This is a genomic window from Priestia sp. FW507-14D1A (genome assembly GCF_058781295.1).
The window spans coordinates 1-17,973 of the sequence record NZ_JBYSWQ010000014.1 but is presented as its reverse complement, the minus strand read 5'-3'; the positions used below and the strand labels follow the sequence as shown (position 1 = coordinate 17,973).

Genomic DNA, 17,973 nt, shown 5'->3' with positions numbered 1-17,973 from the left:
AACTAAATATATTGGTTAATTATACCATTTATTTGTCTGCCAGTTAACATAAAACATGTTATAAGAACCAGAATTGCAGCATTTACTGATAAGATTCTTGCAATTAAACGATATAAAAATACCATTTTTAAATATTATATTAGGATTCCTTCTCTTTGTTATTTAAATAAGATTTTATATTTTTTAGTCACAAAATATCTTTTTGTTTAGATTAGAAAAATAGCCTACTAACCAGCAAATAAATGCTTTATAACAATTAAAATTCATTCCTCCTTTGATAGCCTTACAACTTCCTGATTAATAAAAACTCCATATCGTGGAATAGTTTATTGTGGGAAGAACTTTAATTAGTTAACGTTTATTTATTACGAGCCTATCGTGAAAATACATCCAACACGTTTAATAATTAGTAACTATTCACTGTTAGCTTATATCGGACAACATTAACTTTTATTATGAACGAGATATTGTCAATACATATACTCTAATATATTATACCCCCATTTTATGGATAGGAACGAAAAGTTTGATATTTCAAAAAAAACATGTCAACCGATTGACATATGTAAACGGTTGACATAAAATACTTCTTGAAAGCGCTTTTATATATGTTTGTTGTGAATAAGGAGAAATAAGGGGGACTGGAACGTATGAAGAAATGGTTTTTAGTAGGTATATCTTTACTATTAATTCTTGCTGTAGCAGGTTGTGGTAAGGGTAAAAGCGTAAGTAGTGATGGCAAACAAATGGTTACAATGTGGGTACACGTATCAGACGATAGTGAAGAAGGTAAGGTTTATAAAAAAAGAGTAGATGCTTTTAACAAGAAATATGCATCAAAAAATGTTAAAGCTAAAATTGAATTTATTCCACGTAGTGGGAACGGCGGAGGATACGAAGATAAAGTAAACGCAGCATTGACAACGGATACATTACCCGATGTAATTACGTTGGATGGTCCAAATACAGCTGCTTATGCAAAATCTGGCATCATTGCTCCACTAGATGATTACGTGAAAGATCAAGATGATTTACTACCGAGCATCAAGCAACAAGGTACATATAAAGACAAATTATATGCAATTGGTGCGAGTGAATCATCCGTGGGAATTTACTACAATAAAAAAATGTTACAAGAGGCAGGCATTGATTTAAATACGTTACCAACAGTTGATAATCCTTGGACATGGGATCAATTTATTGCCCTTTGTAAAACGTTAAAAGAAAAATATAATAAACCGGCTATTGATATGCAATTACAATCAAAAGATGAAATGTTAACGTATGCACTAACACCATTTGTATGGTCTGCAGGTGGAGAAGTTCTCTCAAAAGATGGTATGAAAGCAGAAGGTGTGTTTAATAAGAAGCCTACTGTTGAAGCAATGAGTTTTATTCAAACGATGTTAAAAGAAGGCTATACAACACGTACTCCGGTCAAACAAGCTTTTGAAACAGAAAAGTACCCAATGAAGCTTAGTGGTGTATGGACAGTAACGGATATGAAAACAAACTTTCAAAAAGTTGATTATGGTGTGATGCCTTATCCTGTATCACCAAAGACAAAGAAACTAGTTTCACCTTCAGGAAGTTGGCAGTTTGCAATGACTCAGAAATCTGAAAATAAAGAATGGTCTGCCAAATTAGTAGATTGGATGACAAATAAAGATTCGAATTTAGAATTAAGTCGTACAATTGCAGCACTACCAGTTCGTTACTCGTCTGAAAAAGTACTTACAAAAGAATTTTCTGATCAAATGAATGTGTTTATGAAGCAATTAAAGGAATCAGGACACGCACGACCAGTAACACCAGCATATCCACAAGTAACACGTGCTTTCCAACAAACAATTGATGATATTAGTTTCTATGATCAAAATAAAAACATAAAAAAAGTCTTAGATACACGTGCTACAGAAATGCAAGCAGCTATCGATAAGGCTAATCGATAAAAGCAGCTAGAAGGAGGCATTATGATTAAAACCGGATTAAAAGGAAATAAGACTGTTTACACATTCCCGAGAACTGAAAAAAAGACCAAAAATAAAATTAAATGGAAAGAAAATGTAGTAGCTTATACATTTTTAGGACCAGCATTATTACTTTTGTTGCTGTTTCTAATTATCCCAGCTATTATGTCTGTCTACTATGCATTTACGGATTATTATCTTTTAACACCCGATACGCGCAAATTCGTAGGATTAGATAACTTTATCAATTTATTTAAGGATCCTATTTTCTTGAAAAGCCTGGTGAATACACTGGAATTTGTCGTTTGGGTAATTCCTTTACAGATAGGGGCAGCTCTTGGGCTGGCCCTCCTGTTAAACAAACAACGTAAAGCTAACATATTTTTTAAAGTAGCTTACTTTAGTCCTGTGGTAATGTCACTCGTTGTTATCTCAGTTCTTTGGCTTTATTTGTTAAATCCAAATGAAGGAATTATCAACAATGTACTTACTTATTTTGGTATTTCAGCTCAACCGTTCTTAACAAGCCCTAAACAGGCTATGTTTACAATTGTTTTTGTTTCAGCATGGCAGGGAGCTGGCTTTCAAATGTTAATTTTTCTAGCAGGTTTGCAAAATATACCTGGAGACGTCTACGAAGCTGCACAATTAGATGGAATGAATAAATGGCAACGATTTATTTATATTACGTTACCATTATTAAAGCCAACCTCTATTTTTATATTTATTACGACATTAATTGGTGCGTTTAAGCTATTAGTCCAACCAATGGTTATGACACAAGGGGGGCCAGTAAACTCGACGATGACGGTTGTATATTACATTTATCAAACTGGCTTTACGGATCGAATGGTTGGATATGCTAGTTCCATTGCTCTTCTATTTGGAACAATTATTGGGCTAGTTACGCTAGCGCAACGGAAATTAGTAAAGGAGGAAGATGACTAATGGGACGAAAATTCGGTCCTTTAACAATCCTAGAATACATTTGTTTAGTTTTGCTGGCGGTATTATTTATATTCCCGTTGTTTTGGATGATTGCATCCTCAATGAAACCCGAAGCAGAAGTTTATAATAATATGAATAGTATCAAGGCTTTCCTACCTTCCTTTCACCCGTCAGATTGGTTTATATCCTATAAACAAGTTCTGTCACGTTTTCATTTACTTGGTTATATAATAAACAGCTTGTTTTACGGTTTATGTGTAGCTGCAGGTGCTGTCATTATCAATGGGATGGCAGGTTATGCGTTCGCTAAATTGAATTTTAATGGAAAAAGAGTTCTGTTTGGTCTTTTATTGGCTCTTTTAATCATACCATTGGAAACAATCTTAATCTCACAATTTACTATAGTTCACAAACTAGGATTAGTAGACACTCGTCTTGCTGTAATCCTGCCTGCTTTGGCGGGGGCATTCAATATCTATCTATTCCGAAACTTTTTCATGGCTATTCCAGCAGAAATTATTGAGTCAGCCAAATTGGATGGAGCAAATACATGGCAAATATTCCTGAAAATTATGCTACCGATGTCTAAACCGGCTGTTGCTACAGTTGGAACTTTAGCCTTTATCGGAAGTTGGAATGATTATATTTGGCCTTTAATGGTTTTAACAGACAAATCAAAATTTCCAATTCAAGTAGCCATTACAGCTATCAATAGTACGGAGCCGGTTTACACAAATCAAGTTATGGCTGTACTTACCATATCTACCATTCCATTAATCCTTATTTATATCGTAGCCCAACGATATATTTTGGAGGGAATTGGGGGTTCAGGGACAGGTATCAAATAGATAATAGTATATAATTGGTAAATTAATAATCAAGAGTCGAGGGGTTGGATGTCTATGTTTAGGAGAAAGCTAATGATTCCAGTAGTAGCATTAATTGGATTAGCGTCATTTAGTTGTTTTGTGAGTAAGGATGAAGCAAAGGGTACAGATTATAAAAAGAATATCTCGGAAGTAACTTCCTACAACGAATTATATCGTCCACAATACCATTTTTCACAACCCAAAGGTAATTTAGCTGACCCAAATGGTTTAATTTTTTATAAAGGAGAATATCATTTGTTCCATCAACAGAATGGAACTTGGGCTCACGCAATTAGTAAAGATCTTACTCATTGGAAACATATGCCTGTTGCCTTCGGGCATGATAAATTGGGCCAGGCTATTTCAGGGAGTGCTGTAGTGGATTGGAATGACACAAGTGGCTTCTTTGATGGAAAATCTGGTCTTGTTGCGATTTTTACTAACACATTGGATGGCTTAGAACAGCAAAGTCTCGCTTACAGTAAAGATAATGGTAGAACTTGGATAAAGTATAAAGGTAATCCAGTTCTTCCAAACAATGAAGGGAAGGATTTCCGGGATCCAAAAGTTTTCTGGCATGAAGAAACAAAACAATGGGTAATGGTTGTATCCACTAATCAAAGTGTTACCTTTTACGGATCGAAAAACCTGAAAAAGTGGACAAGAATGAGCCGATTTGGTGACCAGGAAGGCTCACATGCAGCAGTCTGGGAATGTCCAGATTTGTTCCAGCTACCTGTTGATGATAGTGGAAAGAAGAAATGGGTTCTTCATGTAAGTGTTGGCGATAATGATGAAACAAATGGATCAACTGCTCAATATTTTATTGGCGAATTTGATGGAAAAGAATTCAAAAATGACAATGGGCCAGAGACAGTTCTGACAACAGATGTAGGACAGGATTTCTACGCAGGGCAGACATTCTCTGATATTCCCGAAAAAGATGGAAGGCGTATCTGGATTGGCTGGATGTCTAATTGGCGTTATCCATACCAATCACCAACTTCTCCGTGGATGGGTAATATGTCTATCCCTCGTGAATTGAAATTAAGGACAATGCAAAATGGTGAAATTAAATTAGTACAAGAGCCAGTGGATGAATTAAAACGATTAAGAGCAACCACTACAAAATTTAAACCTTTTACGTTCGAAGGAAATAAAAAGATTACTAATTTTAAAGGAAGTACATTTGAATTTGAAGCAGAAATGACATGGAAGGAAATAGGTGAGCTAGGGATTCGTGTGCGACAAGGGGGTTCAGGAAAAGAACACACAGATATAGGGCTTGATGTGAAAAACCACAAAGTTTTTGTTGATCGAACAAATGCTGGGTTGAAAGAATTGATCGATCGAAATGGAAAACCATTTGCATTTGGTTCACGTCATGAAACTGATTATCCAAAGAATCGCAAAAAGATCAAAATTCATGGCTTTGTGGATGAATCATCGGTAGAAGTATTTATTAATGATGGGGAACAAACTTTTACAAATTTAATTTATACTAATCCAGCTAATCGTGGCATTGAATTATATTCAAAAGGAGGTAAAGTACGTGTAGACTCCCTGCAATTTCATCATTTAAACTCTATTTGGCGTGATAAACTCAAAAAGGACAAGTTAGAAAGAATTGCATTAAGTGAACAAGCAGTCGTTCTTAAAATAGGTGAAAAAAAGGATGTTCAAGCAGTAGCAAAGCCGGATTGGTTAGATTACAAAGGTGAGTTAAAATGGGAAGTAACTGACAGGTCAATTGTGAAAGTATCTACCCAAGCTAGAGGTTCCGAAGGAACATTGGGAGGATTAAAGATAGGTAACACAACTATTAAAATCTCTGACAAAAATGGAAGAGTTATTACGGAGTTGCCTGTAAGTGTAGTAGGGAACTAGAATAAAGATAAATCTATTTAATCCTAAAATATAAACGGCTTCAAATGTTTTCTTTATAAATATTATGTCATTTTAGACAAACTCCACTAATTAGTGAAGTTTGTCTTTTTTATTATATAATACACGAGAAACTATTTTATGAGTGTAAAACCTAAACGTAGAGCGTACTCATTTTTATGTAAGATGGCTATTATTAAGCTTTTTAAAAATTAATTTATGCTAATCGGTTGACATCTAAGTGCAAAAATAAAATGTAAACATACTACCTTCAAGTGGTTGTTCCTTCTAAAAGCTCAACAGGAAGGTTTGTTTCAAGTGGTAAATCGTTAAATTCACCTTCAACTTCTTTTGTTAAAATCTCAATGGCTTTCTTAGCAATTGACTCGATTGGTTGACGTATAGTTGTTAATCCAGGTAGGAAAGCTTGACTGGTTTCTGTTCCATCATATCCTATTACTTTTAGTTCGTTTGGAATGTCTTTTCCCCTTTTTTGTGCCTCAACTATAACAGAAGCAGCAATTAAGTCATCACTTGCAAAGATACCGTCTACCTCTGGATGCTCATCGAAAAGTTTACAAATTACCTCTTGCTGAATTTTACGATCAAATGTATTTGAAATTTCATACGTAATCGGTGTCTTCCCCTGTTCATTCATAACATATTCATATGCTTTTCTTCTTAAATTTGCTGGTGTTTCTAGTTGAATTGGTCCGTTAATATGGATAATATGCTTACAACCTTTAGAGATTAATAATTCTGTTGCTTGGATTCCTCCAGAATAATTATCAGAAGAAACTGTAGGTATCTTTTTCGATAAATAATGATCAATCGCTACAATGGGGAGAGTTTGGTTATGATGATCTAGTATACCTCGGTTATATGTCACAGCTATTACACCGTCTACCTGATTTCTTATTAACATTTCCCAATATTTCTCTTCTTTATCTATACGATTTAAACTGTTACAAAGCAACACCTTATAATTGAGCGAAGCACAGATACTTTCAATATGTAAAACTAGCTCACCAAAAAATGGATTACTTGTCTGTGGTACGATGACTCCTATGAGATTTGTTCGTTTATTGAATAGAGAACGAGCAATATCATTGGGAAAGTAATTGACCTCTTTCATTGCTTTGAAGACATTTTTCTTTGTTTCATCACTTATATAGCCGCGATTGTTTAATACGCGAGAAACAGTTGTTGGCGAAACACCTGCTATTTTTGCCACATCGCTAATTTTGGCTTTCATCCTATTTCCTCCTAATTTCTTAAGAACCATTTATTCGTATTATACTTAGATATGTTGTAACAGTAAAATGCATTGAAATGAAAGAACTTCTACTTAAATAGTTTTGCTTAATCATGTTAAACGTAAAGCCGGTTACATCCATTCATATTAGAACATAAGACTTTGTGAATTAATAATCTTTTTGAGAAATTACAAATTTAATAAGCCCTAAAAAGTCTAGAATATTCATATTTTAATTATAATCTATTTATTTAATGAGCCAAAGTGACGTAATTATTTGAATATTCAACAATGAAACCGGTTGACATATGAAACCGGTTGACATAAAATAATATTGAAAGTGCTTTCAGATTTAAAAATTACTATTCTACATCACTAGCTAAAGGGGCAATTAACGTGAAAGGTTCAAAAAGTCTATATTGGAAGTTAAGTGCATATTTCTTCTTTTTCTTTTTTACTTGGTCTGCTAGTTATTCTTTATTTTCTATTTGGTTAGGACAAGAAATAAAATTAAATGGTTCAGAAACAGGTTTGATTTTTTCTGTAAACGCTATCTTTTCCCTATGTATACAGCCTTTGTATGGTTACATTTCTGACAAAATAGGTTTAAAGAAAAATATCTTATTTTTCATCAGTTTATTACTTGTATTTGTAGGGCCATTCTATATCTTTATCTATGGACCTTTATTACAATACAATGTCTTTTTAGGTGCAGTTGTTGGGGGACTATATTTAGGAGTAGCTTTTTTGGCTGGTATCGGAGCTATCGAATCTTACGTTGAAAAGGTTAGTCGTAAGTATAAGTTTGAGTACGGAAAATCAAGAATGTGGGGCTCGTTAGGATGGGCAGCAGCTACATTTTTTGCAGGACAGATATTTAATATCAACCCTCATATTAATTTTTGGGTAGCATCTGTTTCAGCCATCATATTGGTGACAATAATTATGTCCGTAAGAATAGAAATGTCAGATCACGAAATGGAGAAAGCCGATTCTGTTACATTAAAAGACATTGGACGACTTTTTCTATTAAAAGATTTTTGGTTTTTAATGATGTATGTTATCGGAGTGACATGTGTTTATAGCGTTTATGATCAACAATTCCCAATTTATTATGCATCTTTATTTCCAACTGAAGCTCTAGGCAATCAAGTATTTGGATATTTAAATTCCTTCCAAGTATTTTTAGAGGCTGGGATGTTGTTTCTTGCCCCATTTGTAGTAAATAAACTTGGTGCAAAGAATAGTTTAATTTTAGCAGGACTTCTAATGGCCTTTCGAATCATTGGTTCTGGACTTGTAATTGGACCAATTGGAATTTCATCCATGAAATTAATTCACGCACTTGAATTACCAATTATGTTGATTGCTATTTTCAAGTACTTGGCAGCTAATTTTGATACAAGACTATCTTCTGTATTATATTTAGTGGGTTTTCAATTTGCCTCTCAAGTAGGTGCATCTATTCTTTCACCAATCGCAGGTGGATTATACGATAGTGTAGGTTTTCGTCATACCTATATCATCATGGGAATCATGGTTTTATGCTTTACAATTATTTCAATTTTCACGTTATTAAATTCGAAAAAGGGCATAGAATCGCAAGTCAAGGCAGAAAAGATACAAAAAGTTATCTAGGAGGATATTAGGATGTTAACAGTAAATAGAATTCAGCAAGCAGAAGAGGCACTTAGGAATACAAAAGAAAAAATGAATAACCGTTATCGACTAGGTTATCATATTATGGCACCAGCGAACTGGATCAATGATCCAAATGGTTTAGTACAGTACAAAGGAGAATACCACGTATTTTATCAGCATCACCCTTACGATGAAAACTGGGGTCCGATGCACTGGGGACATGTAAAAAGTAAAGATCTTGTTCATTGGGAACACTTGCCTATCGCTTTAGCTCCCGGTGATGATTGTGATAGTGACGGGTGTTTCTCAGGAAGCGCTGTAGATAATAAGGGGGAATTAACATTAATCTATACCGGACACAATTATACTGATAAGGAAAAAGATATTTTTTATCAAAATCAGAATATTGCTGTTAGTACCGATGGTGTCACATTTCATAAGATTGCAGAAAATCCAGTAATTCCTGAGCCACCTAAGGATAGTAGTCATCATTTCCGTGACCCTAAAGTATGGAAATACAAAGATAGTTGGTATATGGTACTAGGAAATTCGACTAAGGAGAATGTTGGCAGAGTAATTTTATATCGTTCTCCAGATTTACGTACGTGGTCATATATTGGTGTATTGGCACAAGGGAACGAAAACCTTGGGTTCATGTGGGAATGTCCAGATTTCTTTGAATTAGATGGAAAACACGTTCTCATGATTTCTCCACAAGGGATTAAAAAAGATGGAGATTTATACAACAACTTATTCCAAACGGGATATTTAATTGGAGATTACAATTACGAAACAAACGAGTTTACACACGGCTCATTTAATGAGTTAGATAATGGACATGATTTTTATGCAGTTCAAACGTTATTAGATGAAAAAGGACGTCGAATTGCGATTGGTTGGATGGATATGTGGGAGTCAGATATGCCAACAAAAGAAGATGGATGGTGTGGAGCACTTACATTACCACGTGAAGTTACTTTAGGAGAGAATGATAAAGTTTTAATGAATCCTGTGGAAGAATTAAACTTATTGCGTGAGATTGAACATAATACACTTACCAATGTAACTTCTAATAGCTATTTAATAGAAACAAACGAAGATTTACTTGAAATAAAAGCTGTGTTTGACCTAACCAATTGTAACGCTCAGTCGGTTGGAATAAGAATTCGTGGAATTAACGAGGAAGAGACTGTATTAACGTATCACTTGGACAAACAAACACTAAAACTCGATTGTTCTAAGTCTGGTAAAGTTAAAGATGGTGTAAGAAATACCATTCTTAGGGCAAATCAAGAGCTTTCCTTACGCATATTCCTTGATCGATCCTCTATTGAAGTATTTGCAAATGAAGGACAAGCAACTATGACAAGCCGTATTTATCCAACTGAAGATAGATTAGGCATTGAAGTATTTACAGATATTGAAGATGTAAAGGTTAAGGAATTAACATACTGGAAGTTAAAAGATATCTGGAAATAAACTATGAATGAACAAGTGTACAAGCACTTGTTCATTGTTTTGGGGTGAAGATGTTGAAAAAAGTTTTTTGTATTGGCGAAACATTAATTGATTTTATTCCTGTTCAAAAAGAAAAGTCTTTAAAAGAAGTTACTAGTTTTGAACGTGTGGCTGGGGGAGCTCCTATGAACGTTGCAATTGCGATTGCAAAATACGGGGGAAACTCTGTTATGCTAACGAAAATAGCTAATGATAGCTTTGGCGATTATTTAGTAGATGTGCTTGAAGAAAATGGGGTAGATACTTCATATATTATTCGATGCAACGAAGGAGAGACCGGTTTGGCATTCGTATCTGTAGATAAATTGGGAGATAGAGACTTCAGTTTTTATAGAAAGAATTCAGCTGACTTATTACTTTTACCAAACGAGGTGAAAGTAGAGTGGTTTGATAAGGGAGACCTTCTTCATTTTTGTTCTGTAGATTTAGTCGAAAGTCCAATGAAACACACTCATATCAAAGTAATAGATAGTTTTCAAAAAATAGGGGGGATTGTCAGTTTTGATCCCAATGTTCGTCTTCCCTTATGGCCTGACAAAGAAAGCTGTCGTCGAACAATTCTAGACTTTTTACCTTTAGCAGATATCGTGAAAGTATCGGATGAAGAATTATTTTTTATAACCAATATTAAGGGAGAAAGGGAAGCTATTAACTCTCTTTTTGTTGGCAATGTAAAAGTAGTAGTTTATACCAAAGGAAAAGATGGAGCCATTATTTATTTGAAAAATGGAGAACAATTCGAGGATAAAGGATTTAAAGTGACTGTCTCAGATACAACCGGAGCAGGTGATGCATTTATAGGTGGTTTTTTATCTGAATTGCTTTCAATTGATATATCGAGCGAAAATCTATGTCAAAAAGTGAGTGAACACCATCAGCAGTTGCTTACCTTTGCTAATGCAAGTGGGGCACTTACTGCCTCAGTAAAAGGAGCGATTCACGCAGCACCTGGAAAACAACATATAATGAATTTTATTGCTACTCAAAGAGCATAAGAAAATATGTATTTATAGTTAGGAATTAGTATGAAATTCACGATATAAGCAAGGGTTAAAAGAAAGGATTTAAATAATGAGGACTGAAAAAGAAAAGATGTTAGATGGAGAAATGTATAATCCTGCAGACGCACAATTAAGAAAGGATCGAGAACATGCTAGAAGGCAGTTTAGAATATATAATGAAACTTTAGAGAGTGAAGATAATAAGCGTATTAAATTACTAAAAGGTTTATTCGGTTCTACTGGGGAAAACGTATATGTTGAACCAAATATTAGAGTTGACTATGGCTATAACATATTTGTTGGCGAAAACTTTTTTGCAAACTTTGATTGTGTCATCCTAGATATTTGTGAAGTGAGGTTTGGAGATAATTGTTTACTTGGTCCTGGTGTACATATCTATACAGCAACTCATCCAATTGACCCAGATGAACGGAACTCAGGAAAGGAATATGCAAAACCAATTATTGTTGGAGATAACGTATGGATTGGTGGGAGTTCAGTGATAAATCCAGGAGTATCGATAGGAGACAATGTGGTTATTGCATCTGGCTCAGTAGTGACTAAAGACGTACCTAACAATGTAGTGGTGGGTGGGAATCCCGCAAAAATCATTAAAAAAATTGGGAATTAAAGATATAAGGATATTTCACTAAATTTTAGTAACAGTACTCTAAATAAAATTTGAATTTCTAACTTATTAGTTAATTGGTGATTAAATTGGATATATGGATGGGGAAAATTAGAGATTATAATCATTTGGGTCATTATTTAGGGACCTATCAAGCAATTATAGAGAAACAGGATAAGATGCTTTATAAGATGACACTATCGTTTGCTCCAGCATATACGCTAAAAAAGCGAGATGAAAATAATCATTTAAAAGATAAAATATTGTATAGTTCAAGTGTAGAAGTACTTAAAAGAAAATTTAGAAATAAAATTCCTCTTTTAAAGCAACAAACAAAAGTAATATGGATAAAAAGAGGGTTAAATATTTAATTTTCAAGTGAAAGGTCATAATGGCAGGAAATCTTACTTGTAAAGCTAGTTTTATTGGTTCTGGTGCAAGCCAACCCATTATTATGCATTTTAAGTATATACAGAGTAAAATAACTTAGAAGGACATATCTTATGATATGTCCTTTTAATATGGTTAATTTTCATCTTTTTTTCACCATTAAATGATAAATTAATTGCTAATCATGCTGTAAAGCATTTTCCATAGATATCCCCTTTCGCAAGCTTATCTAAAAAGATAAGCTTTTTTCTTATACTTTGCATTTTGTTCACATAATGTCTCTTATCGGAAACATAAATATCATCGTTTGTACCAGTTTCTTCAAAATGTTAAAAATTACTAATTAAGGGTAGAAGGATATAAAAGTACTCGAAAAAAACATGAAGGGGGAGAGAATAGTGTTATGAAATTTTACAAACATGTTTTAATACCTTTAGCCACAGGGTTTTTAAGCTTTTTATGCTTTATAATTTACAGCGAAATATTTGGAGATAAGAATCTTGAAATAAGTAATTCCTTGTTTATTTCAATTGGTATATTTATTGGCGCAATCCCAGTATCTTTTTTTGTAGATTACCAAAAGAATAAAGACAAAAGAGATTTCAATAATAAAATATAACTGTGCTAACTATACAAATCTAGTTACCATAATCCAGATTCTCGGAAATAAAACGGAAAAAGGCTTCAAATAAGTATGAAACCTTTATATTTATAAAGAAAAGCTTAATTCTTTAGAATATGATGCTTTACTAAACTTCGATAATAGCCATAAATAATAAAATACGCTATTAAATAACTGATAAAGGTTCCTATAATATTCCATCCATTAAAATATTCTACTTTTCCTAAGACTAAACCGATGCCTTCAAAACCTGTAGTAAAGAGAGTAAAACAAAGTAAAAGGATAATCGTATTAATCTTCTTTTTTATCTTAAAATAAATTAAAAAAGAAGATAAGACAGGATAGAAACCAATATTTAAAGGGAGTGCTGATAAACTTAGATCTCTAAAAGTCGGTTTGAATTGCCAAAAGTAATTACTTCCCCAATCATTTAGTATAAAAGCTACTGTCATTCCTATTGGTGCAATTAAAAGAACGATTATAGGTTCTTTCTTGTATAATATGAAACCAAAAACCCAAGGTACAATAAATCCCATAATAATATTTACTAATATTTTCTCTCTTCTCCTCTCACTAAGATTACCTTTTAACAGGATTGTCCAAAACGTAAGAAAATAGTATGGACTAGTATTATATAACTTGCCCAACATGAATATTTTCTTATATAGTGAGCAAACTACCCAAGATGCTGCGAAGCATCCTCTCATAGAACCCAATTGCATAACATCCAAGTAACAGAAAAAGCCACTGATGAGGACCAGTGGCTTTTTCTGTTATTAATCTGTATATGATATACATCTTTAGTTAACATAATGTCTCTTTCCGTAAGACATCAAAAAAGAGAACCCTTACGCCACAAGGGTTCGAAGAAGTTCTCTTTTTCTCTTTTATGCAGCTTTTTATACATCGTTGATAGAATAGGCATTCTATTGAGCAAATCAATGAAAACAATGTATAAGAAGTACGCCTTTTATACATATGCTAACCCTCTAAAATGTAGTATTTATGGAAAATATATATTATAATGTGTTTGCACATGCATTTTAGAGTAAAAAGCCACCTGTCCTGCAAATACTGGGTGGCTTTTTATTTTGCATATATTAAAAATAGACAATTAATCATTTATATTAGTTTCTTCTAATTTATTTAATAACTGGTCTACAAATTGACTAATCAAAATCGTATTATCGCTAGTAAATCCTTCTTCTAACCCTATTTCAATCATAAGTTCCCTCGCTGCTTCTATATCTACGAGCAGAGCCTTCCTTAACATACTGTCGTATCTGTATCTCTGCAATTATATACTCACCTATCTCTCTAAGTTGTTAAGTCTTCATTTAACAATAACTGGATTTTTAACATCTAACAATACTTGTTCTTGTAAAATCCAATTAAGAGCGTAAAAAGCCGGTTTTAGGGTTTGAATAGTTAAGTTTTTATGCTTAATACATATTTTAATTGATAAATTAGGGGAAAATAATAGAGTTCGCAAAAGTATATCTTTACGGACTTTTCTTTTATATAAGGAATCTATCACTTTTATCGTTCGTTTTAGTTTGAAAACAAATTACGAACGTCTTCATAAGTTTCTACACTTTTATGAACGTTTTTGATTAAATAAAAGGAAGTTTGATATTGGAATAAATAAGTTAGATTGGAGGAGCTGGCGCAGGAAAAGCAACTTCAATGCCTCAAGTAGTATTGGACAGTCCTAAAGAAATTGTTGATAGAAGATGCATCTATGTTATTATGTATACTAATGCTCTAAGAGACCGTATAAAAAATTATCAATTTAAATAAGAAGATACCTAAGCAGTTAGGTGCTAAGATCTTGCAGTTCCTCTTATTAAGAAAGTTTATCCCTCCATTGAACCACCTTTTTTATGAACAGCAATTTATAAAAGGAGCAAAGATAAAATTGTTACTTAATTAAACGTAGCGAAGTCTTATATAGCTGTTACATCAAATAATTCAGGGGAATACATGTTAATTATACGAATGATTCATCACCTACTATAAGTAAGTATATAAAACGTTGAATTATATAGTTTGACTTAGAGTGCAAGCAGCAAATGGATGTTTATTTAGTCAGTTAGTATCATCTAATTACAGGCATTCATGTGTATAAATATCGGTAATTATCTTACAAGGTGGTATATCTATTGAAAGTTGAAACACGTAGCGTTGAATTTGTTCCAGTAGACGAACGTCATGGAAAAGCAAAAGATTTGTTCCCCATTTGGTTTGGAGCAAACATGCACATTACAACTCTTGTAACAGGTGCATTACCAATTAGTTTAGGCCTTAATTTATTTTGGAGTTTCGCAGCTATTATACTTGGAACCTTATTGGGTGCTATTTTTATGGCTTCACATTCTGCTCAGGGGCCTAAACTTGGAATTCCTCAAATGATTCAAAGTCGAGCACAGTTTGGAGTAATCGGAGCTATTTTCCCGTTATTTCTGGTAATGTTCGTGTATTTAGGTTTTTTCGCAAGTAGTAGTGTGCTTGCAGCACAAACATTAAACAGTTTAATACCCATTAATCAAAGCTGGGCCATAATAATCTTAAATATTCTTTGTTTTATTGTTGCAATTTTTGGCCATGATTTAATTCATAAAATGCAGAAAGTATTATCATGGTCTTCATTTGTTGTGTATCTAGCAGCAACAATTATTATATTTCAGTTACCACTTCCGACAGGAAGTTTTTCATTAAGTGGTTTGGATTTACCTGTATTTTTACTCGCTATCAGTATTGTAGCAACATGGCAATTAGCATATGCACCATACGTAGCAGACTATTCACGCTATCTGCCCGTTAATACATCAACTGCACAAACCTTTTGGTATAGTTACCTGGGTACATTTGTAGGGACTGTATGGATGATGATTTTAGGAGCAACTTTAACAACTACTATTCCTAATTTCCTTGATCATTCTGGTGGGAATTTAGCTCACTTATTCGGAAGTTTTGCTATCTTTATGTATTTGATCATTATTTTTGGTCAACTAGCTATTAATGTTTTTAATTTATATGGTGCTTTCATGTCAACCATTACAACTATAGAGCCCTTTTGGAAGCTGAAAGTAACACAAAAAGTTAGAGTAGGGATGATGTTTTGTGTTACATTGGCAGGGACTATCCTATGTTTATTAGGTCAAAGTAATTTTCTCTCATTTTTCTTGAATTTTATCTTTTTCATTAGCTATTTCTTGATTCCTTGGACGTCTATCAATCTTGTGGACTATTACTTATTACGTCGTGGTCAATATAATGTGAAAGATATCTTTGATGTAAATGGTCAATATGGAAAAATAAATGGAATCACTTGTATGGCATTCGCTGTATCAATTGTTGCAGAGATTCCTTTTATTAACACATCATTCTATATTGGTCCTATAGCAAAGGCATTTGGTGGCGCAGATATTGCCTGGCTAATTGGAATAATAGTTCCTGCAATCTTATATTATTTTCCGATGAAACAAAAGTTAAATAAAGAAGTTTGTGGTAACTGAACTCGAAAGAAAGGCCTGTATCTAAACAGATACAGGCCTTTCTTTAACCCATGAAAAGAGAATAAACATTCTTTTTTTGTGTAACAAAAACGAGATGCAAACGATTATGCATCCCGTCATGTGAAGAAGGAAAAATCAGCTTTTAATGCAGCATATGATCTTTAAGGAACACCTCATTTACGTAATTCCATTGCCTAATGAAACAGTCACTTGAAAAAGTATATTCTCTTTAACAAACACCTCATTTAAGCATTGAGCTAAAAAATATACAATGTGAACGAAATCGTTCTTGCTCTGGGACAAACACCTCATTTATATAGTGATAAATGAATATTATTGTCTACCCATTATATATATTCTTACTACGTTCATGACTACCATCCCCTTATGAATCAAACATACATCGATTTACAATAAGGTTTTCTGAAATATGCCTGCTGTAGACACCTCATCCCAAATGTAAGAAGCTTTGTAATGATTAGTTGTAATCAATAACTTGTTTTCCTTATTTGCTATCAACCCTACTATATGTTACACTATAGATAACTTATTTTTGTTCGGTATATTGAGAAAAGAAAAAACCTAATTAGAAGTTTTTATCTTGAAATAGTATGTTTGGGCAAGATCGGTAATACATTTGTGGAGTATTCCACAGCAGGAGGCAACATTATGACACAAGGTACAGTAAAATGGTTTAATGCAGACAAAGGTTTCGGTTTCATTGAAATCGAAGGCGGAGACGATGTATTCGTTCATTTCAGTGCTATTCAAGGTGAAGGCTTCAAATCATTAGAAGAAGGTCAAAAAGTTACTTTTGATATCGAAGAAGGTCAACGTGGAGCACAAGCTGCTAACGTTCACAAAGCATAATCAAAAGTGATAACAAAAAAGACTCCTATGAAGGGGTCTTTTTTTATGGTCTCATAATTAGCATACTATTGGTTCAATAGAAAACCCAGGCTTTAAAAAAGCCTGGGTTTTAGACAAGACGATCGATACAAGGTTAATTAGTTATAACATACAATAGAAATAGAAAGCAAATATGAACAAAGACTTTTTTATGTATAGGTATTGTTAAATATTTCTAAAATCATAGGTGTATATTATCTTCTATGGGGATTACGGGGGATTTTATCAATAAGGCGTTTTTCAGCTTTCATATGGCTTTTACACAAAGGACATCTCTGGTGACTATCGTAAGAGAAGTCTTTCCTCATCCAGCCTTTACACTCTTCTACTGTACATTCCCAAATTTCTGTTTCTTCTTGAACCGGAGGTTCTTGATTTCTTTTACTATAATACATACTCATCACTACTCCTCTGTCTATAAGTATACCTTATAAACAGTGCATAAATACTTTATATCTTTTATTCCGTTCATATTTTACTAGCATCGATCTCATATTTGAAAATAAGAGTAAAAAGGTGGAGTATGGATATTAAAGTACAACAATAAATGTTTGATGAATAGTTGTTACGGTGATGTGTAAAATAAAACGGAAATAAAAAACAATGTTTTTTATTAGAAAAACTATTGACGTTTCATTTGATATGTTTTATTATTATTAAGCGTCGTTGAAGCGACAACTTATGATTTGAACATTGAACTTTGAAAACTGAACAAAGCGACAAACGTCAACGTTAAATTTTATTTTTTTAAATGAGCAAGTCAAACATTTCTTCGGAGAGTTTGATCCTGGCTCAGGATGAACGCTGGCGGCGTGCCTAA

At 33.4% G+C, this 17,973-nt stretch carries 16 protein-coding genes; 12 read left to right on the top strand and 4 right to left on the bottom strand.

What is annotated here, in order from left to right:
* Positions 1-650 precede the first annotated feature (650 nt).
* From AC3WJG_RS25095 to AC3WJG_RS25080, 4 genes are all read left to right on the top strand, one after another.
* A complete protein-coding gene (locus tag AC3WJG_RS25095; RefSeq protein ID WP_492588796.1) occupies positions 651-1,952 on the top strand; it encodes an ABC transporter substrate-binding protein in 1,302 nt (433 codons plus the stop codon).
* Positions 1,953-1,973: 21 nt separating this feature from the next.
* Positions 1,974-2,918: a carbohydrate ABC transporter permease gene (locus AC3WJG_RS25090; RefSeq protein ID WP_492588795.1), complete on the top strand. Its 945-nt coding sequence runs from the start codon at positions 1,974-1,976 to the stop codon at positions 2,916-2,918.
* Positions 2,918-3,766: a carbohydrate ABC transporter permease gene (locus AC3WJG_RS25085; protein WP_492588794.1), complete on the top strand. Its 849-nt coding sequence runs from the start codon at positions 2,918-2,920 to the stop codon at positions 3,764-3,766. The genes AC3WJG_RS25090 and AC3WJG_RS25085 overlap by 1 nt, the downstream gene beginning before the upstream one ends.
* A 72-nt stretch (positions 3,767-3,838) precedes the next feature.
* Positions 3,839-5,674: a glycoside hydrolase family 32 protein gene (locus AC3WJG_RS25080; protein WP_492588793.1), complete on the top strand. Its 1,836-nt coding sequence runs from the start codon at positions 3,839-3,841 to the stop codon at positions 5,672-5,674.
* Between the two features lie 268 nt (positions 5,675-5,942).
* Here the strand turns inward: AC3WJG_RS25080 and AC3WJG_RS25075 are convergent, their stop codons facing one another.
* Complete coding sequence (locus tag AC3WJG_RS25075; protein WP_492588792.1) at positions 5,943-6,926, bottom strand: LacI family DNA-binding transcriptional regulator; 984 nt, start codon at positions 6,924-6,926, stop codon at positions 5,943-5,945.
* A gap of 396 nt (positions 6,927-7,322) precedes the next feature.
* Here AC3WJG_RS25075 and AC3WJG_RS25070 point away from each other — a divergent pair, with 396 nt between their 5' ends.
* From AC3WJG_RS25070 to AC3WJG_RS25045, 6 genes are all read left to right on the top strand, one after another.
* On the top strand, positions 7,323-8,564 hold the full coding sequence (locus AC3WJG_RS25070; protein ID WP_492588791.1) for an MFS transporter: 1,242 nt from the start codon (positions 7,323-7,325) through the stop codon (positions 8,562-8,564).
* A 12-nt stretch (positions 8,565-8,576) separates the two neighbouring features.
* The gene (locus AC3WJG_RS25065; protein WP_492588790.1) at positions 8,577-10,046 is read left to right on the top strand and encodes a glycoside hydrolase family 32 protein; all 1,470 of its coding nucleotides are present in this window, start codon (positions 8,577-8,579) and stop codon (positions 10,044-10,046) included.
* A gap of 53 nt (positions 10,047-10,099) precedes the next feature.
* Positions 10,100-11,080 (top strand): carbohydrate kinase family protein, encoded by a 981-nt coding sequence (locus AC3WJG_RS25060; protein WP_492588844.1) that lies wholly within the window; start codon positions 10,100-10,102, stop codon positions 11,078-11,080.
* Between the two features lie 76 nt (positions 11,081-11,156).
* Positions 11,157-11,717, top strand: a complete 561-nt coding sequence (locus AC3WJG_RS25055; protein WP_098287995.1) for a maltose acetyltransferase domain-containing protein — start codon at positions 11,157-11,159, stop codon at positions 11,715-11,717.
* 86 nt (positions 11,718-11,803) lie between these two features.
* Positions 11,804-12,085, top strand: a complete 282-nt coding sequence (locus AC3WJG_RS25050) for a hypothetical protein (protein ID WP_098400012.1) — start codon at positions 11,804-11,806, stop codon at positions 12,083-12,085.
* A gap of 422 nt (positions 12,086-12,507) precedes the next feature.
* Positions 12,508-12,723 (top strand): hypothetical protein, encoded by a 216-nt coding sequence (locus AC3WJG_RS25045; protein ID WP_492588789.1) that lies wholly within the window; start codon positions 12,508-12,510, stop codon positions 12,721-12,723.
* 104 nt (positions 12,724-12,827) lie between these two features.
* Here AC3WJG_RS25045 and AC3WJG_RS25040 read toward each other — a convergent pair whose 3' ends face one another.
* Together AC3WJG_RS25040 and AC3WJG_RS25035 are read right to left on the bottom strand one after the other, a co-directional pair.
* Positions 12,828-13,376 (bottom strand): CBO0543 family protein, encoded by a 549-nt coding sequence (locus AC3WJG_RS25040; RefSeq protein ID WP_433648376.1) that lies wholly within the window; start codon positions 13,374-13,376, stop codon positions 12,828-12,830.
* Positions 13,377-13,840: 464 nt separating this feature from the next.
* Positions 13,841-14,023 carry a Spo0E family sporulation regulatory protein-aspartic acid phosphatase gene (locus tag AC3WJG_RS25035; RefSeq protein ID WP_492588788.1) on the bottom strand — a complete coding sequence of 61 codons (183 nt, stop codon included), beginning with the start codon at positions 14,021-14,023 and terminating at the stop codon, positions 13,841-13,843.
* Positions 14,024-14,888: 865 nt separating this feature from the next.
* On the opposite strand from AC3WJG_RS25035, the gene AC3WJG_RS25030 reads away from it, so the two are divergent.
* Positions 14,889-16,244, top strand: a complete 1,356-nt coding sequence (locus AC3WJG_RS25030; RefSeq protein ID WP_492588787.1) for a purine-cytosine permease family protein — start codon at positions 14,889-14,891, stop codon at positions 16,242-16,244.
* Positions 16,245-16,913: 669 nt separating this feature from the next.
* On the top strand, positions 16,914-17,114 hold the full coding sequence (locus AC3WJG_RS25025) for a cold-shock protein (RefSeq protein ID WP_025751380.1): 201 nt from the start codon (positions 16,914-16,916) through the stop codon (positions 17,112-17,114).
* Positions 17,115-17,347: 233 nt separating this feature from the next.
* On the opposite strand, the gene AC3WJG_RS25020 is transcribed toward AC3WJG_RS25025, so the two are convergent.
* Positions 17,348-17,548, bottom strand: a complete 201-nt coding sequence (locus tag AC3WJG_RS25020) for a cold-inducible protein YdjO-related protein (protein WP_492588842.1) — start codon at positions 17,546-17,548, stop codon at positions 17,348-17,350.
* Between the last annotated feature and the right edge of the window lie 425 nt (positions 17,549-17,973).

Bases quoted from the DNA above. Each gene is read 5' to 3' on its own strand.
- AC3WJG_RS25065 (WP_492588790.1), top strand. From the start codon at position 8,577: ATGTTAACAGTAAATAGAATTCAGCAAGCAGAAGAGGCACTTAGGAAT.
- AC3WJG_RS25040 (WP_433648376.1), bottom strand. From the start codon at position 13,376: ATGTTGGGCAAGTTATATAATACTAGTCCATACTATTTTCTTACGTTT.
- AC3WJG_RS25055 (WP_098287995.1), top strand. From the start codon at position 11,157: ATGAGGACTGAAAAAGAAAAGATGTTAGATGGAGAAATGTATAATCCT.
- AC3WJG_RS25080 (WP_492588793.1), top strand. From the start codon at position 3,839: ATGATTCCAGTAGTAGCATTAATTGGATTAGCGTCATTTAGTTGTTTT.
- AC3WJG_RS25075 (WP_492588792.1), bottom strand. From the start codon at position 6,926: ATGAAAGCCAAAATTAGCGATGTGGCAAAAATAGCAGGTGTTTCGCCA.
- AC3WJG_RS25090 (WP_492588795.1), top strand. From the start codon at position 1,974: ATGATTAAAACCGGATTAAAAGGAAATAAGACTGTTTACACATTCCCG.
- AC3WJG_RS25020 (WP_492588842.1), bottom strand. From the start codon at position 17,548: ATGTATTATAGTAAAAGAAATCAAGAACCTCCGGTTCAAGAAGAAACA.
- AC3WJG_RS25095 (WP_492588796.1), top strand. From the start codon at position 651: ATGAAGAAATGGTTTTTAGTAGGTATATCTTTACTATTAATTCTTGCT.
- AC3WJG_RS25025 (WP_025751380.1), top strand. From the start codon at position 16,914: ATGACACAAGGTACAGTAAAATGGTTTAATGCAGACAAAGGTTTCGGT.
- AC3WJG_RS25085 (WP_492588794.1), top strand. From the start codon at position 2,918: ATGGGACGAAAATTCGGTCCTTTAACAATCCTAGAATACATTTGTTTA.
- AC3WJG_RS25045 (WP_492588789.1), top strand. From the start codon at position 12,508: ATGAAATTTTACAAACATGTTTTAATACCTTTAGCCACAGGGTTTTTA.